Genomic DNA, 26,478 nt, shown 5'->3' with positions numbered 1-26,478 from the left:
CGGAATGATCAACAAGGTTGCTATAACGCCTGCTAATGTTACCGATGCAAAGGGAGTTGCGCATGTTTTACCAAATAGTGGAGCAGTTTATGCTGACAAAGGGTATTGTGTTGCACCAGCAAAGAATGCAGCTAAAAGCAGAGGTATTCATTTTTGCGCCATCAAGAAAAACAATATGAAGCAAAAGAATTTTGACCTTGATCGATACTATACTTCCATAAGGGCTCCGTTTGAGAGGGTGTTTTCTCAAGATAATAAACGATTGCGATACATAGGAATTGCCAAAAATCAGTTTGCTGAATTTATGAATGCTATCTGCTTTAATTTAAAACGTTTAACGGTTCTTACTGCCTAAGCTCATAAAATCACGCTTCGCAGAATCAATAAAAAGCTAAAAATTACCATATCCCACCTCAAAGAAATCTTTTGAATTCTTGGGGAAACCAGTTTTTTGTTAATTTTTTTAGACCATGGTCCAAACTTCCTTAAATCAAACCATCACATTTATCCTTATTTTATCTTTCAACGCTCCCAACGAGTAAAAAAAATAGAGATGACAACACTCTTGCAATCTTTCGTATACCCATGCCTTGGAGCATTCTTTAGCTCTTTTTATATTACCATATATAGTCATTATACAGTTATTTCCACTGCCTGCAACTTTTATGACATTGACAATTTTTTATATTGACTTTGTTCAAACCTATTTCTTTACAACCATTGTTTAAAACTCAGATCATTTAGATGGAGAGACTTTTAAGGGCTAAATAACGCCAACAACGCTACTGGCACCTGCTTGTAACACCCTAACTTTGCTTATATTACCAATAATCTCTTCCCCACCTTTCACTACAACAGATTGAAAATATTGCGATTTACCTATGATCTGACCAGTATACTTTCCTGGTTTGTCAAATAACACTTCTAAGTCAAGCCCCACGAACTGTTGATTGAACTCTAATTGTTGTTCTCTCAACAGGTGCTGTAATACAGCTAAACGTTCTGTCTTAACTTCTTCTGGCACTTGATCTGTTATTATGGAAGCTGGTGTTCCTGGTCTTGGGCTGTATTTAAATGAGTAGCATTGAGCATACTTCACATGCCTTACCAATTCCAATGTATCTTCAAAATCTGCATCTGTTTCACCTGGGTATCCAACAATGAAATCTGAAGAGAATGCTATGTCTGGTCTATATTTTCTAAATTTATCAATGATATTAAAGTACAAGTCTTTTGTGTGCTTTCTATTCATGCTTTTTAAAATTTTGTCAGAGCCAGATTGGACCGGCAGATGTAAAAATGGCATAACTTTTGTTTCACCACCGTGCACTTCGAATAGTTCTTCATCCACCATGTCTTTCGGATGAGAAGTTGTATATCTTATACGCTTTAATCCATCAATATTCGCTAGTTTTTTAATCAACCACCCTAAACTGCGTGGATTGCCGTTCTCATCTTCCCCGTGGAAAGCATTTACATTTTGCCCAAGCAATGTGATCTCTTTGGCTCCATTTGATACCAACCCCAAAGCCTCTCTATAAATTTCTGCAATTTTTCGTGAATATTCCTTGCCCCTAGTGTAGGGTACACAACAAAAATGACAGAATTTATCACACCCCTCTTGAATAGTCAGAAAGGAAGAATGCTTTGGAGAATCTGGTACATCTACGTTATCAAATTTGTTTTCTTCATCAAAATCTAAATCTATTACCCATTTTTCTTGGCGCTTCACTTTTTCCAAGAGCTTGGGGAGATTATGGTATGACTGCGGCCCCACAACTATGTCCACGTTCTTAGCGCGTTTGAATATATTTTCTCCTTCTGCCTGTGCAACGCAGCCTGCTACGATAACAGTTGGCTTCTTACCCGATTGGTTATTAGTTATCTTGCCTAATTCAGAATATACTTTTTCGGATGCTTTTTCTCTAATATGGCATGTATTTAGAATGATTAGATCAGCCTCTTTCTCTTCTTGAGTGACTTTAAATCCGTGGGGTTTTAACAAAGCTTCCATCTTCAATGAATCATACACATTCATTTGGCAGCCATGCGTTTTAATATATAAATTTTTACTACTCATTAACGTGTCTATTTTAGCGTTTATATCAGCGAATTTATTATCTGGTAATTTTTTTCATAACGGTATTATGGTTGGTGTATATGCAGATATCAGCAGCGATTTTCATAGCCTTTTTGGCTATGTCTTCTAACTTCATATCCTTCACATCCACCAAAGCTTTGGCAGCTGACAGAGCATAGTTACCACCTGACCCAATTGCTGCCAGGCCGTCTTCTGGTTCTAGGACATCACCATTGCCAGTTAAAATTAGTGTAATATCTTTGTCTGCCACAATCAACATTGCCTCTAGTCTTCTTAAGTATTTATCAAGTCTCCAATCCTTCGCTAATTCTACCGATGCCCTCATTAGGTTATAAGAGTGCTTTTCAAGCTTCTCTTCAAGCCTGTTGAATAATGTGAATGCGTCTGCAGTAGCGCCAGCGAATCCAGCTATAATACTATCTTTTGCCAGCGTTCTGATTTTATTGGCAGTGTTTTTTATCACAGTGCTACCCAGGCTGACTTGTCCGTCTCCAATAATCACAACCTCTTTTTCATTTCTTATGCATAATATGGTTGTGGCATGCCAATCTTGCTCTTTGTTTTTGTAATACATTAGCTGTATATGGTTAAAAAACTATTTGTCGTAGGATAGTTTTTCAAGATCAATTTGTAAATAAGTATTTTGGTCTTGCTTAGGGAGTGTTCATAAATAGATAGAAAGAGCTAAAGCTTTGTTAAAAAATAAAACAAGGGATAATCTTAGCATTTCAGAACACTCGCTAAAGCGTTTAGTCTTGCGATTTAATCTAGCAAGCATATCCCTTAAGGAGGAATTGAAGCTCTCAACCAAACAAGTTTCAGACTTTGTCTGCAGATGTATTTGAGCAATTTTATAATGACAATAGACCTCATACCCATCTGTACACATATAACGAATTTGGTATTTTTCTCCTAGCTCACGAGCTAAATCTACGTAATTTTCTTTATCACCTGAACCTACTTTAAACGCAACAGTTTTGAATCTGTCCCTATCGACAGCAGTCCATATTCTTGTTTTATTCTCTTTTTTTTGACGTATGTATATAGCTCATCCATCTCTAATATCTCTATACGCCTCTTATCTCCCTCTATCTTTTGATTCGTCACCATCTCATCTACTACTTTCCCTGCTTGTTTGATCCAATAAAATACTGTACTTAACGGGATATTTAATATGTGAGCTATCCTCCTAATTCCGCAGTTATTTAGATACATCTTTATCACCATGCTCCTCTCTTTATTACCATATTTCCAATTCTTCCTACCATCTCCTTCTGTAAAGTTTTTATTACAACTCTTACATTTGTATCTCTGCTTTTTCCTTGCATATCCATTTTTTGATACCTCTTTCCCTTTGCAATATTTACATTCTATTTTCTCCATTTTTCCCTTTCTTTTTTTTCCTTCCCTCTCCTTATATCACATTCTTTTCTTCTTTCCTATCCTTTTTAAAACACTCCCCTTGCTTAGGCGTACCACTAAGAGCACGAAGATGACAACGCCAATTTTCAAGGTAGCCGTATGTGTCCTATAGGCTTGCGATTTACTTTTTTCTTATTGTCTTTAAGATGGTTTTAGTGATCTACAAAATAGTCATTTAATCCAACTCTATAGGGATGGGCATAATAGAATTGTTGTTTTTTCTGGAAATAAACAATATAGCCACAGCCTCTCCTTTAGGTGATCTTAATTTTATATTTGTAAGTAATGTTTTAAACTGTTTGGCAGAATTCACTTCATCTTGGTTGATTGTTATGATGACATCACCTTCTTTTGCCCCATTTTTAAAAGCATTTGAGTTTTTGTCAAGTTTTGTGATAACGACGCCTGCTTTTATACTTTCATCAATATTATAATGTTTTCTGATTTCGCTTGTTAAATTTGCAACGCTAATCCCATATGAAGTAGTGCCTACCGTTGTTTCGGCTCTCTTGCTAACTATTTGATCATCATTTTTTTGAAACTCCAGGCTCACATATAAAGTCACAATATTTCCTTTTCTGATTACGTCTAATGGAATCTTTTTATTCACAGGAGCGCTTGCAACAACTTTTGGAAACTTGTTAGCTTTGTCTAATGCGATGCCGTTGAATTTAACTATTATGTCACTCATCTTAATCCCAGCCTTTTCTGCTGGGCTTCCTTTTAGTACATCAACAACTATTGCTCCTCGTACGTCATCTCCCAATCCAAATGCTTTGGCAATTTTTTGATTAATTGGTAGAAATTGTATGCCTAACCAACCACGTTGAATCTTTCCCCCTTTTATAAGCTGATTGATAATGGATTTTGCCGTATTTGAAGGTATGGCGAATCCAATACCAACATTTCCACCACTAGGGGAAACTATAGCTGTGTTCACGCCGATAACTTCGCCATTCATGTTAAACATGGGACCGCCTGAGTTGCCTCTATTGATAGAAGCATCAGTTTGAATGAACTCTTCATAAAATATGCCGTCTAAATGCCGACCTTTGGCAGATACAATACCTGAAGTTACGGTCCCGCCAAATCCAAATGCATTTCCTATTGCTATCACAGAATCTCCGACTCTTATCCTATCAGAATCTCCGAAACGGACAAAAGGGAGTTTCTCTTTTACCTCTATCTTTAATAAGGCTAAATCAGTTTTTTTATCTTTGCCTATCACTTTTGCTTTGTATACTTTTCCATCATTGTCACCGATGGTTATGTTAATTTCTTCTGCGTTGTCAATTACATGATTATTAGTTACTATGTGGCCTTTATCGTCGATAAAAAAGCCTGATCCCAAAGACAACACTTTTGTTGGCTTGTTATCAAATCCTTCCCTGTTGTTGTTAAACTCTTCAAAGAACTTATAAAATTCTTCTGGCAAGTCTTGCGGGATGTTATCATTATTTTTCCCCTCTATTAGTTGTGTTGTTGAGATATTAACAACTGCGGGGGTTAACTTTTCAATTACGTCTGCTATAGAGTTGCTATTGTTCTGTTCTGCAAACACCTGGGAGTTAAAAAAAAGTGTCATCAGGCCAAAACACAGAAGAGATATTTTTCTGAATTTATAAAAAAGTAGTGAAATATACATAAATATATACTAAAAATAATGGTAGCTTCCTTTGTATACTCATTGTCTTTCAAGAATTGCTTTTGAAATTTTGGCTTTTCGTGGAGGTAATTGCACCCCAGTCTCTGGTTTTTAATTTTCAAACAATCTTCGAAATACTATCAGTATACACAGTGGCTTATAATATACTCGTAAGTATAGAAGTTAAATAGGATAATATGCAATCAATTTCAAGTTTAAAGTTTTTAAAACCATATCTGCAGAAACAAAAAATAAAAGTATTGATAATGCTGATTTCTTTAGCGGTCACTTCATCATCCATATTAGTTTTTAGCAGATACCTAAGTTACGTTATCGATAATTTTTTTTCCAATTCATTAAACCCAGAATTTTTAAAGTTTTTTATTTTTCAAAATGCTTTGATTTTACTCTTAGCCATTGGTACTGCAGCAAGATATTATTTTACGGCATCAATTGGCGAAAACGTTGCTTCAAATATCAAGAAAGATATGTTTGCTCACTCTATGTGGTTATCCCCTGCTTACTTTGAAGTCAATAAGACTGGAGATATTCTATCTCAAATCCAGAATGATACGCTTATTATTCAAAATTTGATAGGAAGTAATATGTCGGTGGCCCTTAGAAACCTTGTAATGTTTTTAGGAGCTGGTGTTATGCTTGTTTCAATGAGTTCAAAGCTTACATTGTTCATAGTTGTGCTTACGCCGATTATAGTAATCCCTATAATTATATTCGGCAGAAAAATAAAGAAATTATCTAAAGAAAGCCAAATCCAACAGGGTTTGCTCACCTCAGTATGCGAAGAATCGATTCATTCAATAAAAACAATTCAGTCATACTGCAGTGAGAGGAGCGAGATAGACAAGTGCCAGGCAAGTATACAATCAGGTTTAACAACTTCTCTGAGGCTAGCAAGGGCAAGGGCATTGTTAACTTTCGCAGTTATTTTTTTGATTTTTTGTGGTGTTGGGTTAATTTTATGGTACGGGGGATATGACGTCGTAAATGGTCAAATGTCACCTGGTGAGCTATCATCGTTTGTTTTTTTGGCTGTGGTTTGTGCAGGTTCTATAGGTGGGCTTGCAGAGATATCTGGGGAGATAATTAAATCAGCAGTGGCATGTGAAAGAGCAGCTGCATTTCTTGAGTTGAAACCCGATATCAAAGAGCTTCCTAACGCATTGGATTTGCACAATACACGCTTTAAAGATATAGAGTTCAGAAATGTTAGTTTTTCTTATCCTTCAAAGAAGGATATATTTGTTCTGAAGAATTTGAGTTTCACCATAAAAGCAAATGAGAAAATAGCAATAGTTGGCAAATCCGGTGCCGGTAAGTCGACTATTCTTCAGCTGTTGATGAGGTTTTATGATGTAGATAACGGTGAAATATTGTTCAATAATATTGCTTTAAAAAATGCAAATATAAAAAGCCTGAGAGGAAAGTTTGCATATATTCCGCAAGACCCCACCATATTCTCCGGCACAATTTATGACAATATATTATTTGGTAACCCGCAAGCAAATTATGATGAGGTTATAAATGCAGCTAAGATTGCTGCTGTTGATGAATTTGCTTCTAAACTTCCACATAGATACAACAGTTTTGTGGGTCAAAAGGGGATAATGCTCTCTGGTGGGCAAAAACAGAGGATAGCGCTTGCAAGAGCAATCCTAAAGAACTCGGAGATTTTATTATTAGATGAAGCAACTTCTTCGCTGGACTATGAGAATGAAGCAATTGTGAAAGAGGCGATAAGTATAGTATCTAAGAATAGGGTTACAATCACTGTTGCCCATAGGCTATCAACTGTAATAAATGCGGATAGGATATTTGTGATTAGCGATGGGGGCTTGGTTGAGGAAGGTTCTCATCAGGAGCTAATCGCAAACCATGGCCCTTATTTTAACCTAATCAGCCTTGGTAATATTCTGTGACCCGATCTAACCACGAGCAAAGTATGGGATTTACAACGCTAGACGAGGGTGTTTATTGTTGATATTGTACATAGATTATTCTATAAAAATAAGAAAAATATCGTAGTGTCGTTGTGGATATATTAGAAATACAAAATAAGGTGCAAAAGCTAAAGAACGAAATTAAAAAGCATGATGAGTTGTATTATATAAAAAGCGCTCCTGTTATCACAGATCAACAGTATGATGAATTAAAGCAGGAACTACAGAAACTTGAAGAGCTGTACCCACAGTTAAGTTCAGTTCAAACTGTGGGTGGGGGGGTAGCTAAAGGCTTTAGAAAAATAAAACATACATATCCTATGCTATCTCTTAGCAACGCGTTTACAGCGGATGAAGTTGCTGATTTTTTATTAAGGGTCAGAAGATTAACTACTGAAAATGTAGAACTTTATTGTGAACCAAAAATAGACGGTCTCTCTTTTGCGGCGCGTTACAAGGATGGGGAATTAAAAGTTGCCGCAACTCGCGGTGATGGCGAGGTGGGAGAAGATATCACAAAAAATATTCTAACACTGCCAGACTTTCCTCTGAATGTTCCTACTAGAGAGGAATTTGAAGTGCGTGGAGAGGTTTACATGGGTAAACAAGACTTCCTTGTTTTAAATGGCATGTGTGCTGCGCAAAATAAGGCGCTTTTCGCCAACCCTAGGAATGCTGCTTCTGGTTCTTTAAGACAACTTGATCCAAATGTTACTAAAGAAAGAAGGCTGAGTTACTTTGTTTGGGGTGGAAGAATCTCAGGCATAGGCACGCAAAGCGAGATGATGTCCAGATTTAAATCACTTGGATTCCTCGTTAACGTCAACACGCAGATTTGCAGCCAACAGGAAGAGATAATGGAGTATTATGAGGTGATGTATAAGAAAAGAGCGGAACTTAATTATGATATAGATGGCCTTGTTTACAAGGTGAATAGCATAAAATTACAAGAAGCAATGGGAAGTATAAGCCGTGCCCCTAGATGGGCACTTGCACATAAATTCCCTGCTGAGCACGCTCAAACAGAAGTGGAGGACATATTTGTACAGGTAGGTAGGACTGGGGCCATCACTCCAGTTGCAAAGTTAAAACCGGTAAATTTAGGTGGGGTATTGGTCACAAGAGCGTCACTTCATAATGAGGATGAAATTTTGAGGAAAGACATAAGAATTGGTGACGTTGTGTCAATCAAAAGGTCTGGGGATGTCATCCCACAGGTGGTACAAGTGCACGCAGAGCAGAGGAAAAATAATGTTCGTGAATTTAATTTTCCACAAAATTGTCCAGTTTGTGGTAGCTTGATAGAAGGCATTGATGGTGACGTTGTCAAAAGGTGTACCGGGGGTATAAGATGTGAGGCGCAAGTAATAGAGAGAATATGCCATTTTGTTTCAAAAGAAGCCTTTGACATTGTTGGTTTGTCCAGACAGTCTATAACGCAGTTTCATGCCGAGTTGTTGGTGGAATCGCCCTGCGACATATTCCGTCTGCAAAGTCACGTATTAGAGAAACTGGATGGTTGGGGTGAACAGTCTGCTGAAAATTTAATGGAGGCAATTGAAAAGGCCAAGAACATAGAGCTTCACAGGTTTATCTACGCATTAGGTATTAGGCATGTTGGTGTTGTTACAGCCGAGATTATTGCTGATTACTTTAAAGAAATAGGCAATCTTATGGTATGCAATAGTGTAGAGACGCTAGAAACTATTGACGGCATTGGCCCTGTGATCGCTAGAAGCCTACATGAATTTTCTCAAGATAGTTACAACCAGCAATTGGTGAAAAATCTTTTGCAGTATGTTAACATAAGGCATACCAAAACTCAGGCTACAATAGAATCAGAACTTTATGGCAAGGTTATGGTTTTTACAGGAACACTCAGTAAATATAGCAGAGATGATGCGCAAGATATTGCTAAAAAATTTGGGGCTAAAGTCACTTCCTCAATTTCAAAAAACACAGATATAGTAGTTGTTGGGGCGAACCCAGGGTCAAAGTTGCAAAAAGCACAAGGTTTAGGTGTAAAAACCATGACAGAGGATGAATTTGAAGAAGTTGTGTCTCGTCGGTGATTATAGCATCAGAGGTATGCTCTGATAACTTGAAAAATTGGCCTCAAAATACTTCAGACTTCGCATTTTATCACGTATAAATAGTACGCTCCTCATGCTCATCACTTGTATTCATCGCTCTTTTCCAAGTTCTCTGTCGCCTATAAATTTGCCAACTCTTGATTTTAAACTTATGCAAAAAATATATTTTAGTGTATAGTTTAGCCATGTTGAATAAAGGGATTGGTAAAAAAAGGTGTTTGCTATAAGTGTGCAGGGGGTATCAAAAACTTACCAGAATGGTGGGCAGGCCCTAAAGAATATATGCTTGAATGTGGAAAAAGGCCAATTTTTAGCATTACTTGGAAAAAACGGTGCTGGTAAGACAACTTTTGTTGAGATATTATCTTCATTGACTAAAAAAACATCAGGAGAAATTCTGGTTATGGGCAGAGATTTAGAACGTGATAACGAATTTGTCAGGGCGTGTGTAGGTATAGTCCCACAAGAGTTCAATCTGGCAATTTTTGAGAGTGTTATACAGGTTTTAGTAACGCAAGCCGGATATTTTGGGATAGGTAGAAAGTCTGCATTAAAGATTGCAGAAAAGCATCTAAAAAGTTTGGATTTATGGGACAAAAGAGGGCAAACCACTGTTGCTTTGTCGGGTGGGATGAAACGTAGGCTTATGATAGCAAGGGCCTTGATGCATGACCCGCAGATCATATTCTTCGACGAGCCAACAGCTGGAGTTGATATTGAAGTGAGGCAGAAAATTTGGGCAATTCTAAAAAACCTAAATGCAGAAGGTAAAACTATAATCTTAACAACCCATTATTTTGAGGAAGCTGAAAAGCTATGCGACAGCTTAGCGATTATCAATAAGGGTGAAATTATAGTTAATGATTCCCTCAGTAATATTTTTCATACGTACCCAGAGAAAAAATACCTTGTCGAACTAAAGCAGGGAATCCCACTTATGGATTGCAATATAACTCCACTGTCAAACACTAAGTTTGAGGTCAAAATAGATAAAACGACTAGCTTGAACAAAGTTATAGCTTATATTATCGCACAAGGCGGTGAAATTGAAAATATTCAGCCGCAGAGTAATAGGCTAGAGGAATTATTTTTAAATATAGTGAATTAGGTCATGCAGATTAAGGAAAAATTTATAGCTCTAAAAACAATAGTTAGCAAAGAGATAAAACGCATGCTGCGCATGTGGCCGCAAACACTTATCCCACCAATGATCACTACAAGTCTATATTTTTTGATATTTGGGAAGATATTATTTGATGACAGGGAAATGGTAATATCTGGTGTGAGCGTAAGCTATGTACATTATTTAGTACCGGGTTTAGTGGTTATGGCTGTAATTAACAATTCGTATGGCAACACATCCTTCTCCCTTTTTGGTGCTAAATTCCAAAAAAATATAGAGGAACTATTAATAGCGCCAATTCCAACGTGGATGATAATATTGGGATTTACTTTGGGAGGTGTGTTTCGCGGACTTATCAATGGAGTAATGGTTCTTGCAACCGCATATTTTTTTGAGCCGATTGATATTCATGCATCGTTGATAGCACTATTTATAGCATTCCTCATATCGATGTTTTTTTCACTTGTTGGGATTGTTAATGCGATTTTTGCAAGAAATTTTGATGATGTTTCATGGGTTCCAGCTTTTATTTTAACGCCTATGGTGTATCTTGGGGGAGTGTTTTTCTCGGTCAACGCGTTACCTGATTTTTGGAAGAAAATCGTTATGTTCAATCCTATCTATCATTTTGTTGATATCTTCAGGTATAATTTAATAGGGATTGGGGAATTTCATTTTCTATCATTTGGAAGTCTGGTGATTGGCAACATAATTCTCTTCACTATAACGAATTTTATTTTTGTGAAAAAATTGCAAAAATGACGGCAGCAACTTTCAAAGACGCTTTTTAAAGCTGTCTGTCGTCTATAAAATTTTGCCAACGTTAACTAAACTACGAAATTGATTATTTTGTTGCTCACGTATATCAATTTTTTCACTTGAACACCTGATAAGTATTTATTGAGTGATTCAGTATCATTAACCAATGCCAAAGCATGTTCTTCTGAGCAATCATACGGCAATTCGATTAGTGCTCTGGTCTTGCCGTTGATTTGGACAGCAACCTTCGCAGTTTCATTGTCTAAAAGTCCGGCATCAGCAATAGGCCAACTTTGTTCGTGTAAACTTTGCTTATGTCCTATTTTCTCCCATAATTCTGCTGCAAGATGAGGTGTGAAGGCAGAGATCAATTTTAACAGCATTTCAATTACTTCTTTTGTTAATTCAAATGAAACATTGCTTGCAAATAGCTTATTGCTAAGCTTTCTGATATTTGCTATTGCCTTGTTTAGGGCAAAATCTTCTATATCAGCGGTAACAGCGGCGATTGTTTGATGTGCAAATTTTTTGAGTTTTAATTCTTCCTCTAAAGAAGGATTTTCTACTTTTTTTCCTTCTTTGATGAAGCCCAAAACAAATTTATAGATAGAGCTAATATACTTGTAACTACCTTCTATACCCTCATCAGACCATTCCAAATCCCTTGTGGGTGGGGAGTCGGAAAGGACAAATAATCGCATAGAATCAGCGCCATATTTTGCAATTATATCGCTAGGGTCGATTATGTTCTTCTTGGACTTACTCATCTTTTCGATGCGTCCAGCCAGAACATCCTCATTTCCTTCTTTTGTAAGCCATTTATCACCTTTTTGCACCACTTGATCAGGGCTAAGCCATTTCCCTTGAGAATCTTTGAAGGTTCTATGGCAAATCATTCCCTGTGTTAAAAGGCCTGTGAAAGGTTCGTCTATGTCAAGATAACCACAGTCTCTTAGCGCTTTTGTAAAGAATCGTGCGTATAACAAATGCATGATTGCATGTTCTATCCCGCCTATATACTGATCAACAGGCAGCCATTTTTGTGCCACTTTTTTATCAAAAGCCCTGTCTGTTTCCAAACTGCAGAATCTTGCGAAATACCATGATGATTCAAAAAAAGTATCAAACGTGTCGGTCTCTCTCGTCGCATCCTTGCCACATCTATGACATTTTACATGTTTCCACGTTGGGTGTGCGTCAAGTGGGTTGCCATAGCCATCAAAAGAAACCTCTTTTGGTAATTCCACTGGCAGGTGTTCCTTATCTACAGGAATAGTGCCACATGACTTACAATATATAACGGGTATTGGGCATCCCCAATATCTCTGCCTAGAAACTCCCCAATCTTTTAATCTGTAAGTGGTTTCTTCTTGCCCGATTCCAAGCGACTCAAACCTCTTGATCGCCTCTTTAGCCGCATCTAAAACCTGTAATCCGTTTAAAAACTCTGAATTAACCAGTATACCAGAACTGTCTGTGTACGGAGTTTTAGTATCCGCATCAGCCAATGGCTTGATTACTTCTAGTATCTCCAAATTATATTGTTGTGCAAATTCGAAATCTCTCTCATCGTGCGCAGGGCATCCAAAAACAGCGCCACTGCCATAATCAGAAAGCACATAATTTGCTATATATATCGGCAATAGTTTGTCTTTTAGAAATGGATGTGCAACATAATGCCCTGTAAACCATCCTTCTTTCCCTATGTCAGGGTTTAGTTCACCAGATTCCGAGACTTTTTTGCAGTTCTCAATGAATTTTGTCTTCTCGTCAGATGGTTTGATGTGTTTTGCAAATTTATGATCATAAGCTATGCAAACGAAGGTTGCGCCAAAAATGGTTTCAGGTCTTGTGGAAAAAACACAAATTTTTTCTTTAATGCCAACAACTTCAAAGTTGATTAGGGCTCCTTTGGATTTTCCAATCCAATTCCTTTGCATAAGCTTGACGTTATCTGGCCAATTTGGCAGATTGTCTAAATCTCTTAGCAATTCTCCCTTATAGTCAGTGATTTTTAAGAACCACTGCTTTAGCTTTTTCTTTTGAATTTCCGCTCCTGAACGCCAACCTTTTCCATCCACAACTTGTTCATTTGCCAGAACAGTACAATCTACTGGGTCCCAGTTGACTATTGATTCTTTTTGGTATGCAAGCCCCTTTTGTAAAAAGTCAATGAACATTGCTTGTTCATGTTTGTAATACTCCGGTTTAGATGTATTTATCTCCCTAGACCAGTCATACGAAAACCCCAAAGATCTGAGTTGTTTTTTCATTTCGGTAACATTTTCCATCGTCCAGTCATCTGGATGTAAATTATGTTGTATTGCTGCATTTTCCGCAGGCAAGCCAAACGCATCCCAGCCCATTGGATGGAGTACATTGAACCCCTGCGCTTTCTTGAAACGAGCCAGCGTATCTCCAATCGCATAGTTGCGTACATGCCCCATGTGTATCTTTCCAGATGGGTACAGGAACATCTCTAAGACATAGTACTTTTCACGCAAGTCGTTATTGTTTGTTTGGTAGGTGCAAGAAACGTCCCAAAAATCTTGCCATTTTTTCTCTATCTTGACGTGATCATATTTTGTTTGTTCCATAGTTTATTCTCCTTTGCCTTTTTGCTACATGGCATGCTAGCACATTATAAAAATTATAGAAATATCAGATTAGATAAAATTTCCAAGTTTTAATTTGCTAGAGGGGTAAATCACTATTGCGGTGTTAATTTTAGCTTAAACTATTTATTGCAAATAAAAAAGTCCTGTTGTAGCATCTTCTAGGTTTTTTTGATTGTAAGGTCTGTGAACTATGGTAAAAAACAAACTATTTGGTGCCACTTTAATTGTGGCTGGAGCTGCGATAGGCGCTGGCATGTTGCCATTGCCGTTAGCGACTTATTCTTTAGGGTTGGGTAATAGTGCGGTACTAATGGTTTTGATGTGGGTTTTGGGGTATTATGCCTCGATTATTGCGCTAAAAATTAACTTGGTGCATGGTGGCGCTTTTTCTATTTCCGAATTGTGCAGACGGGAGCTTTCACCAAAAGCTGTGTTGATAGCAGATTTATCAATAATTACCTTGTTTTATTCTCTTATTTCTGCTTATATTTCTGGGATAGTCGAAATATCGTTGATAAAAGGATTGTTTAATGGTGACTTTGGTCGATATATAAGGGCTTTTATAGTGTTTATTTTGGTTCTTTTGACCCTCATTGATTTTAAGGCGTTTGATTTAGGGAACAGGATTGTTTTTTTGGTAAAAGTAGTCGCTTTTTGTGTGTTGCTTGTGATATTGTTCCCTCAGATTAGAATTGAAAACATCGGCGGTTTTGGCTTGAATTCTTTTGAAAGCGCAAGCTTATGTAGAGTGGTGCCATTGTTTTTCACTTCTTTTGGGTTTCATGGCAGTATTCCATTTATAATTAAATACTTGGATCGTGACGAAAAGCAGGTAAAGAAAGCGTTCTTTAGAGGTAGTTTATTGAGTTTGGTAGTGTATTTATTATGGATATTATTCACTGTTTTGACTTTGCCTAAAGATGGTGCAGGAAGCTTTGAAAGTGTTAAGGAGAATGGAAACAATCTTGGTGATTTTGTATCCGCTCTTGCAAGTGTTACGGGGCTAGAGTCGTTGTCATATGTTGTTACGGTTTTTAGCTGGCTTGCGATTATTACTTCTTTTTTAGGTGTTGGAGTTGGGTTGTATGATTATTTCTTGGAAAAACTAAAATTGGACGGAAGCTTTGTTTCTAGTAAAATCAAAGCCGGGCTTATTACTTTTGTTCCTCCGATAATTATAGTTGTCATAGATAAAGACATTTTTATAAAAGCATTGGCTTTTGCTGCGGTAAGTTTGAGCGTTTTGGCAGTTATTTTACCTTCTTTAATTGCACTAAAAATTAGTAAAAATCAGAGGGAGGTGTTTTTTAAGCCAACTGTGATTGCCATTTTATTAGCTGGGTGTGCCATTGTAATGTTCGAGATGGTTAACCTTTTTTATTAAACTGCTTTAGATCATTTGTATGCCTTTGGATGTTCATCCGTTAGATGCGATAGTTTTTGTGTTCATTACTACCCTCACTTTAGTATATACGATTTATTTATGTAGAAAGCACAGAGAAAACGAATTGGTTGATTACTTATTGTTTGGAAGGAAGTTAACGTTACCTTTGTTTGTAACTACGCTGGTTACAACGTGGTATGGTGATGTATTTGGGATTACGCAAATAGCTTTTAAGAAGGGCATATATGCTGTAATGGTATATGGGGTTGGGTTTTACTTGGCGGCAGTTGTTTTTATGTGCTTTTTTGTTGTAAAGGCAAGGGGGATGAGTGCCTTTTCTATCCCGGATATAATAGAAAAAACATACGGTAAGATAGCGGCCAAAATTGTTTCTGTCATGGTTATGGTTAGGGTTTTGCCTGTTAGTTATACAATTGGGATTGGGCTTTTGTTAAAGCAACTTTTTGGTTGGGATATGGATGTGGCGATGCTTTCTGGACTTCTGTTTTGCATAGGTTACATAGGTGTTAGGGGGTTTAGTGGCATCGTATACTCGGACGCAATTCAGTTCGTGTTGATGTTTGTTTCTGTTATCATGGTGGTTGTCTTTTCATTTATTGAGTATGGTGGATTTGGGTATTTATCTGAAAATTTGGACCCGAGCTATTTTTCTATACATGGGGGAGAAAACTTGTCTGAATTATTGGTGTGGTTCTTTATTGCTGTGATTGCCACCTTCATGAGCCCTGTTTTTTACCAAAGATGTTTTGCTGCCAAATCAACTCAGGTAGCAAAGTATGGAATTTTTATTTCCATTATATGCTGGATGTTTTTTGATTTTTGTACGATTACTGGCTCTATGTACGCAAAAGCTATGACGTCTGAGGCCGCTCCTCACGAAGCTTATTTTAATTATGCGATGAATATGTTGCCTATTGGGTTTAGAGGTGTGTTTCTTTCTGGGATTGCGGCGACCATATTGTCAACATTGGATTCCTTTTTGTTCATTTGTAGCGCCACTCTGGTATATGACCTGCTTGGGCCAAAATATACTCTTAACTACGTTTTTAAAATAGGTGCTTTGGTATTGATTGGTGGAGTGACATTTTTTTTGGCCAGCCATTTTATTGATAGTATAGATAAGTTTTATATTATGATGAAAGGATACTTTGGTGTTACTTTGGCAATTCCATTGATGCTTACCATTCTATTCGGTAGAATTGCTAACGAAGTTCAATTCTTATCTGTGATAGTCCTGACAATTTTAGGTATGTTGGTTAATGATTTTATTCTTGATATGCCCGTAGTCAGAAGTTTTTATGTGGGTAGTATGGTTAGTCTAGTAGGCTTTTTTATATTTTATGTCATTAATCTCTATTGTGCTCGACACAAAATAATTGGGCGTATGGCGAAGTAGGGAGTGTTTTAAAAGGGATAGGAAAGAAGAAAAGAATGTGATATAAGGAGAGGGAAGGAAAAAAAAGAAAGGGAAAAATGGAGAAAATAGAATGTAAATATTGCAAAGGGAAAGGGGTATCAAAAAATGGATATGCAAGGAAAAAGCAGAGATACAAATGTAAGAGTTGTAATAAAAACTTTACAGAAGGAGATGGTAGGAAGAATTGGAAATATGGTAATAAAGAGAGGAGCATGGTGATAAAGATGTATCTAAATAACTGCGGAATTAGGAGGATAGCTCACATATTAAATATCCCGTTAAGTACAGTATTTTATTGGATCAAACAAGCAGGGAAAGTAGTAGATGAGATGGTGACGAATCAAAAGATAGAGGGAGATAAGAAGCGTATAGAGATATTAGAGATGGATGAGCTATATACATACGTCAAAAAAAAGAGAATAAAACAAGAATATGGACTGCTGTCGATAGGGACAGATTCAAAACTGTTGCGTTTAAAGTAGGTTCAGGTGATAAAGAAAATTACGTAGATTTAGCTCGTGAGCTAGGAGAAAAATACCAAATTCGTTATATGTGTACAGATGGGTATGAGGTCTATTGTCATTATAAAATTGCTCAAATACATCTGCAGACAAAGTCTGAAACTTGTTTGGTTGAGAGCTTCAATTCCTCCTTAAGGGATATGCTTGCTAGATTAAATCGCAAGACTAAACGCTTTAGCAAGTGTTCTGAAATGCTAAGATTATCCCTTGTTTTATTTTTTAACAAAGCTTTAGCTCTTTCTATCTATTTATGAACACTCCCGCGAAGTAAATGTGAGTTTTCGTAAAAATATCTTGACTAGGGAGTAAGATGTAAATATTATCTGCTGACCTATAGTATTTTAACAATAAATTAAATAGTTTTTTATAATGCCAACTATTAGCCAGCTGGTTAGACAGCCAAGAAAAAGTAAAGGAGTCAAGAATAAAGTGCCGGCTTTACAGACGTGTCCTCAAAAGAGAGGGGTTTGCGCTAGGGTTTATACGACTACGCCAAGAAAGCCAAACTCTGCTATGAGAAAAGTTGCTAGGGTAAAGCTTACTAACGGCTATGAGGTTACAAGTTATATTCCTGGTGAAGGGCATAATTTGCAGGAACACTCTGTGATTTTGATTAGAGGCGGAAGAGTAAAGGACTTGCCAGGTGTGAGGTATCATACTATTAGGGGTGCTTTGGATACTCAAGGTGTCAAAAACAGAAAACAATGTAGGTCCAAGTACGGAGCTAAAAAACCTAAATAATAATTATATAATATGTCAAGACGTAGAGCCGCAGTAAAAAAAGATGTGACGCCGGATGCACAATATGGTAGCATCGTAGTTGCTAAATTAATAAATTGCACGATGGTGGACGGGAAAAAGTCTCGCGCTGAACACATAGTGTATCGTGCTATAGATGGTCTTGCCAAGAAGATTGATAAGGACCCAGTGGAGTCCTTTGAGGAAGTCCTAGAGAACGTTAAGCCGTTGGTTGAGGTTAAGTCCAGAAGGGTTGGTGGCGCTACGTATCAGGTCCCAGTAGAGGTGAAGTCAGGTAGGTCTCTTGCTCTTGCGTTAAAATGGCTTATTAATGCGGCTAAGAGTAGGAAAGGTGAAAAAACTATGGTTAGTAGGTTGTCTGCTGAATTGTTGGACGCGCACAACAAAAAAGGAGCTGCTTATAAGAAGAAAGAAGATACGCACAAAATGGCAGAAGCGAATAAAGCGTTTTCTCATTATAGGTGGTAGGTATGGCTAGAGAGACTAAGATTCAGGATTATAGAAATATAGGTATCATGGCTCATATTGATGCCGGAAAGACCACAACTACGGAGCGTATTCTTTACTATACCGGCAAATCTCACAAGATAGGTGAGGTTCACGAGGGAAATGCGACGATGGATTGGATGGAGCAAGAGCAAGAACGTGGTATTACAATTACTTCTGCTGCTACTACCTGTTCTTGGAAAAGTGAAGGCGGTAAAGAATGTAGGATTAATATCATCGACACTCCTGGGCACGTAGACTTTACAATTGAAGTGGAGAGGTCGTTAAGGGTTTTAGATGGTGCTGTGACGGTGTTTGATGGTGTGGCTGGTGTAGAGCCTCAGTCGGAAACAGTGTGGAGGCAAGCTGATAAATACAACGTTCCTAGGATATGTTTTGTCAATAAAATGGACAGGGTGGGGGCTGATTTCTCTAAGTGCGTTGCCATGATTGTTGATAGGCTTGGTGTTATTCCGGTTGTTATGCAGTTACCTATCGGTTCCGAAGAGAATTTTCAAGGAGTTGTGGATCTGGTTTGTAATAGATCGATAATATGGAAAGGTGATGCTCTTGGTGCTAAATACGAATTTGGTGATATCCCTGAGAATTTAAAAGAAGAGGCGCAAAGGTATAGGGCTAAGCTTATAGAGACTGTCGTCGATGCGGATGACGAAGCGATGGAGAAGTACCTTGCGGGAGATGAGTTGAGCGTTGAAGAGATTAGAAGATGCGTTCGTAAAGGTGTAATTAGCAGTTTGTTTGTTCCTGTCTTTTGTGGTTCGGCATTTAAAAACAAAGGTGTGCAGCCTTTGCTTGACGCGGTTGTTGAGTATCTTCCAAGTCCTGTTGATATTGTTGGGGTGAAGGGAATTAATGTAAATACTCAGGAGGAGGTCGTTATACCTGCCTCTGATGAAGGAAAGCTTTGCGCGCTTGCGTTCAAGGTGATGAATGATCCGTTTGTTGGCTCTTTAACTTTTGTTAGAATTTATGCAGGTATTTTAAGGTCGGGAGTGACGATACAAAACACGACCAAGGATAAAAAAGAAAGGGTTGGGCGTATGTTGCAAATGCACGCTAACAATAGGGAAGATGTTAAGGAAGCTTATTCTGGTGACATAGTAGCTCTGGCTGGCTTGAAGGGTACAACTACGGGAGAGACGCTTACTGAATTGGGGTATGATATAATTTTGGAAAAAATGGAGTTTCCTGAACCTGTTATAGAAGTTGCTGTTGAGCCGAAGACTACTCAGGATCAAGAAAGAATGTCTGTTGCAATTGCGAGATTGGTTGCTGAAGATCCATCTTTAAGAGTTAAAACTGATATTGAGACTAACCAAACTAAGTTGGCTGGAATGGGCGAGCTTCATCTTGAAATTATCATAGACAGGATGAAAAGAGAGTTTAAAGTTGATGCCAATATAGGTGCTCCGCAAGTTGCTTATAGAGAGACTATTACTGATTCTTACGAGATAGATTACACGCATAAAAAACAGACCGGTGGTGCTGGGCAGTTTGCTAGGGTAAAAATACTGTTTGAGCCGTTAGAGCAAGGGGCTGGATATCAGTTTGAAAGCAAGGTTGTTGGTGGTAACGTTCCGAGAGAATATATACCTGCTGTTGAAAAGGGGATAGAGCAGATTAGTAAAACCGGCGTTTTAGCTGGTTATCCTTGTATAGATTTTAAAGCCCAGTTATTAGATGGGGCGTATCATGATGTCGATTCAAGTGCCTTAGCGTTTGAGATAGCTGCTAAAGCTGCGTTTAGAGATGGAATAAAAAAAGCTTCTCCAGTGTTGTTGGAGCCTATAATGGACGTTGAGGTTGTTACGCCTGATGATTACATAGGTGATGTGATAGGGCACTTAAACAGTATACGTGGGCAGGTTTTGGGTATGGAGCCAAGAGGTAATGCTCAAACCATAAAAGCAAAAGTCCCGTTAGCTATGATGTTTGGCTATGTTAATACATTGAGATCTATGACTCAAGGAAGGGCTCAATATAGTATGCAATTTGCAAATTATGAGAAAGTTCCTACGTACATTGCCGAAGAAATAATTAACAAACAAAAATAAAGGAGAAAAAGAAATGGCAGAAGGTAAATTCGAAAGAACCAAACCGCACGTAAACACAGGTACGATAGGACACGTTGACCATGGAAAAACAACTTTAACTGCTGCAATTACGAAGTATTTTAGTAAAAAAGCAGTTAAGTATGATGAGATAGACAAGGCTCCAGAAGAAAAAGAAAGGGGTATAACCATCAACTCTGCGCATGTGGAGTATGAAACTGAAGCAAGGCACTACGCACACGTGGATTGTCCTGGCCACGCCGATTATGTAAAAAACATGATCACAGGTGCGGCACAGATGGATGGTGCGATATTAGTTGTAAGCGCAGTTGACGGACCAATGCCACAAACAAGAGAGCATATCCTACTGGCAAAACAGGTTGGAATAAAAGTGTTGGTAGTGTTTTTAAATAAGGTCGACATGGTAGCTGACGAAGAATTGCTGGAGTTGGTTGAAATCGAAATAAGAGAGTTGTTAACCAAGTATGGATTTGATGGAGACAATACAGTAATAGTTAGGGGGTCTGCGTTAAAGGCATTAACTGAAGAAGGTAGTGATCTGGGTGAAAAATCAATAAGAGAGCTAATGAAGGCTGTTGATGAAAAAATAGAAATGCCTGCTAGGGAGTTAGACAAGCCGTTCTTGATGTCTATTGAAGATGTGTTTTCAATCTCAGGGAGGGGAACCGTGGTAACAGGAAGGATAGAACAAGGTAAAATTAAAGTGGGAGAAGAGATAGAGATAGTTGGAATAAGGCCTAGTCGTAAGAGTGTGGTCACAGGTGTGGAGATGTTTAAGAAAGAGTTGGAGCAAGGAATGGCAGGAGATAATGCCGGACTATTGCTTAGGGGTGTTGCGAAAGAAGAAGTGGAAAGAGGGCAAGTACTGTCGAAGCCTGGTAGCATAACACCGCACACAAGATTTAAGGCGGAGATATATGTGTTGAAAAAAGATGAAGGGGGAAGGCACACGCCGTTCTTCAAGAATTATAGGCCGCAGTTTTATTTTAGAACAACAGACGTTACAGGAGCTGTTGAGCTAAAAGACGGGGTGGAAATGGTAATGCCTGGGGACAACACGGAGATCGTGGTTGAATTGATAGCCCCAATTGCAATGGACAAAGGTTTGAAATTTGCGATCAGAGAAGGCGGCAAGACCGTTGGTGCTGGAGTTGTTACTGAAATTATTAAATAATGGGAATTAGCATGGATTTTCAACAAACAATAAAATTAAAACTTAGGGCGTTTGATCATAGGATTTTAGATAAAGCTACTGGTGATATAGTGGATACAATATCAAGAATAGGGGCGAGATATAAGGGCCCTGTTCCTATGCCGAGAAAAATTAGTAGATTCACGGTGAACAGATCTACTCACGTTGACAAAAAATCAAGAGAGCAGTTTGAAATCAGGGATCATTCTAGATTGTTGATAATAGAAGCGTCACCTCAAACCGTTGATGCTTTGATGAAATTGGATATATCTGCTGGTGTGGATATTCAAATCAAAATGAAAGGAGTGGAGAAATGAAATTAAGCAGAAGTGGTGTTATAGCAAAAAAGATAGGCATGTCTCAAATTTACAAAGAAAATGGAGAAGCTGTGCCTGTTACTATCATAAGAGTGGAAGAAAATGTGGTTCTTTCCATCAAAAATAAAGCTAAGCATGGTTATAATGCTGTTCAAGTTGCTTCTTTTGACCAAAAACCTCAGAGGCTAAATAGGAGTATAAAGGGATTATTCGAAAAAGCTAATGTGGCGCCTAAAGCTAAAATTAAAGAATTTATTGTTGCTGAAAAGTATTTGCTTGAAGTTGGATGTAAGATAGGCGTTGATCATTTTAAAAAAGGTCAATGTGTTGATATTACGGGAACTTCTATAGGTAAGGGGTATGCCGGTGCAATGAAGCGACATAATTTTAGAGGCTTGGAAGCCAGCCATGGTGTTTCTATTAGTCATAGATCAGCTGGTTCAACCGGGCAACGTCAAGATCCAGGTAGGACCTTTAAAGGAAAGAAAATGGCTGGTAGAATGGGTGGTAAGGTAGTTACTACGCAAAATATTGAGGTTGTTGACATAGATCAAGAGTTGAACTTATTGGTTGTCAAGGGTGCTGTGCCGGGTAACAAGCAGGGGTATATCTATATTAGAGATGCTATTAAAAAAGCATTGTCCTATTAAATGTTGAGGTAAAAATGGAATTAGAAGTATTAGATTTTGAGAAAAAGCCATTAAGAAAGGTTGATGCTAGTATATTAAACTTGCAGAGCATTAGGCATGACTTGATACATCAGATAGTTGTGTGGCAATTGGCAAAAAAAAGGAGCGCCATTGCTCATGCAAAAGGAGTTTCTGAAGTGAGTGGTTCAACAAGGAAAATTTATAAGCAGAAAGGAACGGGAAGAGCGAGGCATGGCAGTAATAGAAGAGTTCAGTTTAGGGGTGGTGGAGTTATTTTTGGACCGACTAAGGATAAGGTTTTTGACTATAAGATTAATAAAAAAGTAAAGAAATTAGGACTTTTGAATGCTTTAGCATTGAAATTTAAAGATAAATCTATTAGTATACACGAGCGCTTCGAGATTGAAGATGGTAAAACTAAGACTTTTAACAATATGTATAGCAATAGCGATTCCAAGAAAATGTTGTTTATTGATAACGAGTTCGATGCTGGATTTTTAAAGTCTATGAGAAATAGGTTTGATGCAGATGTTCTGCCTGTTATGGGGCTGAATGTTTTGGATGTTATAAAGCATGATAAAATTTGTTTTTCTGAGCAGGCTTTTAATAGCGTTTTAGAGAGGTTGAGATGATGGAGTTTAAGTCGTACGACATTTTAAGAAGACCTGTCTTAACTGAAAAAAGTAGTGATTTAGAAAAGCAGGGTAAGTATGTTTTTGTTGTTGCTAAAGATAGTGATAAAGTCCAAATAAAAAAAGCTGTAGAGAAAATTTTCGATGTCTCTGTTAAAAGCGTGAACATAATAAATATTCCTGGTAAAGCTAGGGTTTTTAAGGGGAAAAAAGGTATGAAGAGTGGTTATAAGAAAGCTATTGTAACTACTAAAAATATGCAAAAAATTGAATTTTCTAAAGGTATCTAAAGATGGCGTTAATTAAGTATAATCCTATTACTCCGTCCCAAAGGCAATTAGTTTTGGTGAACAAAAGTCACCTTTGGAAAGGTAAGCCAAAGAAAGAGCTGCTTGATGTAAACCACAGCAAGGGTGGGCGGAATAATCTTGGTAGAACAACAGTTTGGGGTAAATCCAAGGGTGTTAAGAAAAGATATAGAATCGTTGACTTTAGAAGGTCAAAGGAATTGGCTGCTATCGTTGAGAGGATTGAGTATGATCCTAATAGGTCGGCTCATATTGCTTTGATCAAATATGAAGACGGTGAGTACTCTTATATCATAGCCCCGGATGGAGTAAAGCCAGGGGACGAGCTTATGTCTTCTGCTAATGCTGAGATTAAAGTTGGTAACTGCCTTCCTTTGAAAAATATCCCGGTTGGTACGTCTGTGCATAACGTTGAATTGAAGCCTTTAAAAGGTGGCCAAATTGCTAGATCAGCTGGGACAAGTGTTACAATTGTGAATAAAGATGTTGGCAAAGTTTCTATAAAATTGCGTTCAGGAGAGGTTAGAATTGTTGAGGGCGATTGTAAAGCTACCATAGGGGTGATTTCAAATGCTGATAATAAGAACATCAAGTTTGGTAAGGCTGGTAGAAAAAGATGGCTTGGGTGCAGACCTAAAGTTAGAGGTGTTGCCATGAACCCTGTTGATCATCCGCATGGTGGTGGTGAAGGTAAAACCTCTGGTGGTAGACATCCTGTTACGCCTTGGGGGAAGCCTACAAAAGGATTCAAAACCAGGAATAATAAAAGAACAGATAAATTTATAGTTAAAAGTAGACACAAAAGAAATAAATAAAAATATTAAATAATTATGGGTAATAGATCAGTTTGGAAAGGGCCGTTTGTAGAGCCTAAGTTGCTTGAGAAAGTAAATAATGCGATCTCTGGTGGCAAGTATACAGTAGTTAAGACGTGGTCCAGAAGTTCTACGATACTCCCAAATTTTGTTGGTCTGACTTTCTCTGTGTATAATGGCAAAAAGTTTGTTCCTGTGTTGGTAAACGAAAAAATGGTTGGTAAAAAATTAGGAGAATTTGCTCCGACAAGGATTTTTACGGGCCATGGAAATAATAGAAAATAATGAATTTATAAAAAGGCTAGTTTATGCAAGTTATAGCAAAAGATAGAATGGTTAAGTCAAGTGTTCAGAAGTTGAATATTATCGCAGACCTTATTAGAAGAGAGCGTGTTGATGCAGCGATGTTGCAGTTGGAGTTTTGTAAAAGAATAGCTTCTAAAACCATAAAAAAAGTTTTAAAATCGGCTGTTGCTAATTCGCAGAATAATTTCGGTTTGGATATTGATAAGTTGTATGTGAAAGAGGTTAGGATAGGTAAGTCTTTGACTTTAAAGCGTTCTATGGTAAGGGCTAGAGGAAGAATTAATAGGATTATAAAACCTTTTAGCAGTGTGACGATTGTATTAGAGGAAATGGAGGTATAATATGGGACAAAAGGTTAATCCAATAAGCTTTAGACTTGGTGTAATTTCTACTTGGGATTCTTCTTGGTATTGTAATAAAGGGTATGCGAAGAAGTTGCATGAAGACATTAAAATAAGGAAAATGATCTTCGATAAATTGAGTTATGCGGGGGTTAGTAAAGTTTCTATAGAGCGTCCTGCGAATAAGATTATAATAAATATACATTCTTCTAGGCCTGGTGTTGTTATAGGTAAAAAAGGTACTGACATTGCAAAAATCAAAGATGATATATCTAAGATTACTGCAGGTGAGGTGATTATAAATATTACGGAAGTTAAAAAGGCAGAAACTGAACCTTTGCTTATCGCTCGTTCCGTGGCAGAACAATTGGAGAAAAGGGTTTCTTTCAGAAAAGCTGTGAAGAGAGCTATGACGAGCTCTATGAAAATGGGAGCAAAAGGAGTTAAGATAAGTGTTTCTGGCCGTTTAGGTGGGGCTGAAATAGCTAGGACTGAGTGGTATAGAGAGGGCAGGGTGCCTTTGCATACTTTAAGAGCGATTGTAAAGTATGACTATGCTGAAGCTCACACTATTTACGGGCTTATAGGAGTGAAAGTTTGGGTTTATCAGGGAGATAAGCTAGATAATAAAAAAAATATTACGTCGGTAAAGAATGATGCTGCATCCAAAGAAAACTAAATTTAGAAAAGCTTTTAAGGGTAGGATACACGGCAAAGCTAAAGGAGGATTCAAAATCGCATTTGGTAAATATGCTTTGAAAGCTCTTGAGCCTGAAAGGATCCAAGAAAAGCAAATTGAAGCTGCGAGAAAAGCGATTACAAGACACCTAAAAAGAGTTGGTAAGTTGTGGATCAGGATATTCCCTGATGTTCCAGTGAGCAGAAAACCAGCGGATGTTAGGATGGGTAGAGGAAAAGGCTCTCCAGAGTTTTGGGCTTGTAGGGTGAAGCCTGGTAGAATTTTGTTCGAATTGGATTCAGTTACAGAAGAGCAAGCTATGGGCGCATTTGAAAGGGCTTCTGCGAAGTTGCCGATTAAAACAAAGTTCGTTAAAAATATTGAAGAGGTAATCTAAATGAAGTTTAAGGAGTTAGAGAAATTAGATAAAAAAACTTTACAAGACGAGTTAATAAAGTATAAAAAGGAAAGTTTGAATTTAAGGTTTCAGAAAGTATTGGGAGAATTGACTAATACTTCTCGGGTAAAAGAGGTTAGAAAAACTATTGCTAGGATTTTTACAGCGCTCAATAAACAGAAGCAAATTTAATTATATAAAATATGTCCAAAAAGATTTTAGAAGGTGTGGTTATAAACAATAAAGCTGATAAAACAGTGTCAGTTTTGGTTGAAAGAAAGGTTATGCATAAAAGATATGAAAAGATTATAAAGAAGAGTAAGAAGTATTTGGCGCATGATGAAGAAAATAATTTCAATATAGGCGATAAGGTTAGGATTATAGAAAGTAGACCTATATCCAAGTTGAAGAAGTGGAAAGTTTTGTTTGACAATTAAGGAG

General features: G+C 37.6%; 30 protein-coding genes. 24 read left to right on the top strand and 6 right to left on the bottom strand.

Features of this window, described 5'->3' with window-relative positions:
* Window positions 1-4 precede the first annotated feature (4 nt).
* The gene (locus Bandiella_RS04175; RefSeq protein WP_323732514.1) at window positions 5-355 is read left to right on the top strand and encodes a transposase; all 351 of its coding nucleotides are present in this window, start codon (window positions 5-7) and stop codon (window positions 353-355) included.
* 408 nt (window positions 356-763) lie between these two features.
* Here the strand turns inward: Bandiella_RS04175 and miaB are convergent, their stop codons facing one another.
* From miaB to Bandiella_RS04155, 5 genes are all read right to left on the bottom strand, one after another.
* On the bottom strand, window positions 764-2,080 hold the full coding sequence (miaB, locus tag Bandiella_RS04170; protein ID WP_323732513.1) for a tRNA (N6-isopentenyl adenosine(37)-C2)-methylthiotransferase MiaB: 1,317 nt from the start codon (window positions 2,078-2,080) through the stop codon (window positions 764-766).
* A 37-nt stretch (window positions 2,081-2,117) separates the two neighbouring features.
* Window positions 2,118-2,675 (bottom strand): ATP-dependent protease subunit HslV, encoded by a 558-nt coding sequence (gene hslV / locus Bandiella_RS04165; RefSeq protein ID WP_323732512.1) that lies wholly within the window; start codon window positions 2,673-2,675, stop codon window positions 2,118-2,120.
* A gap of 90 nt (window positions 2,676-2,765) precedes the next feature.
* Complete coding sequence (locus tag Bandiella_RS07540; RefSeq protein WP_407651278.1) at window positions 2,766-3,110, bottom strand: IS1 family transposase; 345 nt, start codon at window positions 3,108-3,110, stop codon at window positions 2,766-2,768.
* Window positions 3,059-3,484, bottom strand: coding sequence for an IS1/IS1595 family N-terminal zinc-binding domain-containing protein (locus Bandiella_RS04160; RefSeq protein ID WP_323732511.1), 426 nt, complete (start codon window positions 3,482-3,484; stop codon window positions 3,059-3,061). The genes Bandiella_RS07540 and Bandiella_RS04160 overlap by 52 nt, the downstream gene beginning before the upstream one ends.
* A gap of 214 nt (window positions 3,485-3,698) precedes the next feature.
* Window positions 3,699-5,168, bottom strand: a complete 1,470-nt coding sequence (locus Bandiella_RS04155) for a Do family serine endopeptidase (RefSeq protein ID WP_323732510.1) — start codon at window positions 5,166-5,168, stop codon at window positions 3,699-3,701.
* Between the two features lie 197 nt (window positions 5,169-5,365).
* Here Bandiella_RS04155 and Bandiella_RS04150 point away from each other — a divergent pair, with 197 nt between their 5' ends.
* The 4 genes from Bandiella_RS04150 (at window position 5,366) to Bandiella_RS04135 (ending at window position 11,104) form a co-directional block, all read left to right on the top strand.
* Window positions 5,366-7,105 (top strand): ABC transporter ATP-binding protein, encoded by a 1,740-nt coding sequence (locus tag Bandiella_RS04150; protein ID WP_323732509.1) that lies wholly within the window; start codon window positions 5,366-5,368, stop codon window positions 7,103-7,105.
* A gap of 113 nt (window positions 7,106-7,218) precedes the next feature.
* Window positions 7,219-9,198, top strand: coding sequence for an NAD-dependent DNA ligase LigA (gene ligA, locus Bandiella_RS04145; RefSeq protein ID WP_323732508.1), 1,980 nt, complete (start codon window positions 7,219-7,221; stop codon window positions 9,196-9,198).
* A gap of 235 nt (window positions 9,199-9,433) precedes the next feature.
* Entirely contained in the window at window positions 9,434-10,327 is an 894-nt protein-coding gene (locus Bandiella_RS04140) for an ABC transporter ATP-binding protein (RefSeq protein ID WP_323732507.1), read from the top strand.
* Window positions 10,328-10,330: 3 nt separating this feature from the next.
* Entirely contained in the window at window positions 10,331-11,104 is a 774-nt protein-coding gene (locus Bandiella_RS04135) for an ABC transporter permease (RefSeq protein WP_323732506.1), read from the top strand.
* 65 nt (window positions 11,105-11,169) lie between these two features.
* Here the strand turns inward: Bandiella_RS04135 and leuS are convergent, their stop codons facing one another.
* Window positions 11,170-13,698 (bottom strand): leucine--tRNA ligase, encoded by a 2,529-nt coding sequence (gene leuS / locus Bandiella_RS04130; RefSeq protein ID WP_323732505.1) that lies wholly within the window; start codon window positions 13,696-13,698, stop codon window positions 11,170-11,172.
* 211 nt (window positions 13,699-13,909) lie between these two features.
* On the opposite strand from leuS, the gene Bandiella_RS04125 reads away from it, so the two are divergent.
* The 19 genes from Bandiella_RS04125 to rpsQ all read left to right on the top strand — a co-directional run bounded on the left by Bandiella_RS04125 (window position 13,910) and on the right by rpsQ (window position 26,474).
* A complete protein-coding gene (locus Bandiella_RS04125; protein ID WP_323732504.1) occupies window positions 13,910-15,103 on the top strand; it encodes an aromatic amino acid transport family protein in 1,194 nt (397 codons plus the stop codon).
* A gap of 124 nt (window positions 15,104-15,227) precedes the next feature.
* Window positions 15,228-16,520, top strand: a complete 1,293-nt coding sequence (locus Bandiella_RS04120; RefSeq protein ID WP_323732503.1) for a sodium:solute symporter family protein — start codon at window positions 15,228-15,230, stop codon at window positions 16,518-16,520.
* Window positions 16,521-16,597: 77 nt separating this feature from the next.
* The gene (locus Bandiella_RS04115) at window positions 16,598-17,023 is read left to right on the top strand and encodes an IS1/IS1595 family N-terminal zinc-binding domain-containing protein (protein ID WP_323732464.1); all 426 of its coding nucleotides are present in this window, start codon (window positions 16,598-16,600) and stop codon (window positions 17,021-17,023) included.
* Window positions 16,936-17,316 (top strand): IS1 family transposase, encoded by a 381-nt coding sequence (locus Bandiella_RS07535; RefSeq protein WP_407651267.1) that lies wholly within the window; start codon window positions 16,936-16,938, stop codon window positions 17,314-17,316. Before Bandiella_RS04115 ends, Bandiella_RS07535 begins: the two co-directional genes overlap by 88 nt.
* 115 nt (window positions 17,317-17,431) lie before the next feature.
* Window positions 17,432-17,803: a 30S ribosomal protein S12 gene (gene rpsL / locus Bandiella_RS04110; RefSeq protein ID WP_323732502.1), complete on the top strand. Its 372-nt coding sequence runs from the start codon at window positions 17,432-17,434 to the stop codon at window positions 17,801-17,803.
* Between the two features lie 12 nt (window positions 17,804-17,815).
* Window positions 17,816-18,289, top strand: coding sequence for a 30S ribosomal protein S7 (gene rpsG / locus Bandiella_RS04105; protein ID WP_323732501.1), 474 nt, complete (start codon window positions 17,816-17,818; stop codon window positions 18,287-18,289).
* A gap of 2 nt (window positions 18,290-18,291) precedes the next feature.
* Window positions 18,292-20,382, top strand: a complete 2,091-nt coding sequence (fusA, locus tag Bandiella_RS04100; RefSeq protein WP_323733403.1) for an elongation factor G — start codon at window positions 18,292-18,294, stop codon at window positions 20,380-20,382.
* Window positions 20,383-20,395: 13 nt separating this feature from the next.
* Window positions 20,396-21,574, top strand: a complete 1,179-nt coding sequence (gene tuf / locus Bandiella_RS04095) for an elongation factor Tu (RefSeq protein ID WP_323732500.1) — start codon at window positions 20,396-20,398, stop codon at window positions 21,572-21,574.
* Window positions 21,575-21,585: 11 nt separating this feature from the next.
* On the top strand, window positions 21,586-21,909 hold the full coding sequence (gene rpsJ / locus Bandiella_RS04090) for a 30S ribosomal protein S10 (RefSeq protein ID WP_323732499.1): 324 nt from the start codon (window positions 21,586-21,588) through the stop codon (window positions 21,907-21,909).
* Window positions 21,906-22,559 (top strand): 50S ribosomal protein L3, encoded by a 654-nt coding sequence (rplC, locus tag Bandiella_RS04085; protein WP_323732498.1) that lies wholly within the window; start codon window positions 21,906-21,908, stop codon window positions 22,557-22,559. Before rpsJ ends, rplC begins: the two co-directional genes overlap by 4 nt.
* A gap of 14 nt (window positions 22,560-22,573) precedes the next feature.
* Complete coding sequence (gene rplD, locus Bandiella_RS04080; RefSeq protein ID WP_323732497.1) at window positions 22,574-23,191, top strand: 50S ribosomal protein L4; 618 nt, start codon at window positions 22,574-22,576, stop codon at window positions 23,189-23,191.
* A complete protein-coding gene (rplW, locus tag Bandiella_RS04075) occupies window positions 23,188-23,481 on the top strand; it encodes a 50S ribosomal protein L23 (RefSeq protein WP_323732496.1) in 294 nt (97 codons plus the stop codon). Before rplD ends, rplW begins: the two co-directional genes overlap by 4 nt.
* A 2-nt stretch (window positions 23,482-23,483) precedes the next feature.
* Window positions 23,484-24,314, top strand: a complete 831-nt coding sequence (gene rplB / locus Bandiella_RS04070) for a 50S ribosomal protein L2 (RefSeq protein WP_323732495.1) — start codon at window positions 23,484-23,486, stop codon at window positions 24,312-24,314.
* 15 nt (window positions 24,315-24,329) lie between these two features.
* On the top strand, window positions 24,330-24,599 hold the full coding sequence (gene rpsS, locus Bandiella_RS04065) for a 30S ribosomal protein S19 (RefSeq protein ID WP_323732494.1): 270 nt from the start codon (window positions 24,330-24,332) through the stop codon (window positions 24,597-24,599).
* 23 nt (window positions 24,600-24,622) lie between these two features.
* The gene (rplV, locus tag Bandiella_RS04060) at window positions 24,623-24,961 is read left to right on the top strand and encodes a 50S ribosomal protein L22 (RefSeq protein ID WP_323732493.1); all 339 of its coding nucleotides are present in this window, start codon (window positions 24,623-24,625) and stop codon (window positions 24,959-24,961) included.
* Window position 24,962: 1 nt separating this feature from the next.
* The gene (gene rpsC / locus Bandiella_RS04055) at window positions 24,963-25,640 is read left to right on the top strand and encodes a 30S ribosomal protein S3 (protein ID WP_323732492.1); all 678 of its coding nucleotides are present in this window, start codon (window positions 24,963-24,965) and stop codon (window positions 25,638-25,640) included.
* Window positions 25,618-26,037 (top strand): 50S ribosomal protein L16, encoded by a 420-nt coding sequence (rplP, locus tag Bandiella_RS04050; protein WP_323733402.1) that lies wholly within the window; start codon window positions 25,618-25,620, stop codon window positions 26,035-26,037. The genes rpsC and rplP overlap by 23 nt, the downstream gene beginning before the upstream one ends.
* A complete protein-coding gene (gene rpmC / locus Bandiella_RS04045) occupies window positions 26,038-26,229 on the top strand; it encodes a 50S ribosomal protein L29 (RefSeq protein ID WP_323732491.1) in 192 nt (63 codons plus the stop codon). It begins immediately after the preceding gene.
* 11 nt (window positions 26,230-26,240) lie between these two features.
* On the top strand, window positions 26,241-26,474 hold the full coding sequence (gene rpsQ / locus Bandiella_RS04040) for a 30S ribosomal protein S17 (protein ID WP_323732490.1): 234 nt from the start codon (window positions 26,241-26,243) through the stop codon (window positions 26,472-26,474).
* Window positions 26,475-26,478 lie beyond the last annotated feature (4 nt).

The organism is Candidatus Bandiella woodruffii (assembly GCF_034359465.1).
GTDB lineage: Bacteria > Pseudomonadota > Alphaproteobacteria > Rickettsiales > Midichloriaceae > NDG2.
The sequence above is the reverse complement of the archived record's forward strand: the minus strand, read 5'-3'. Positions and strand labels throughout refer to the sequence as shown.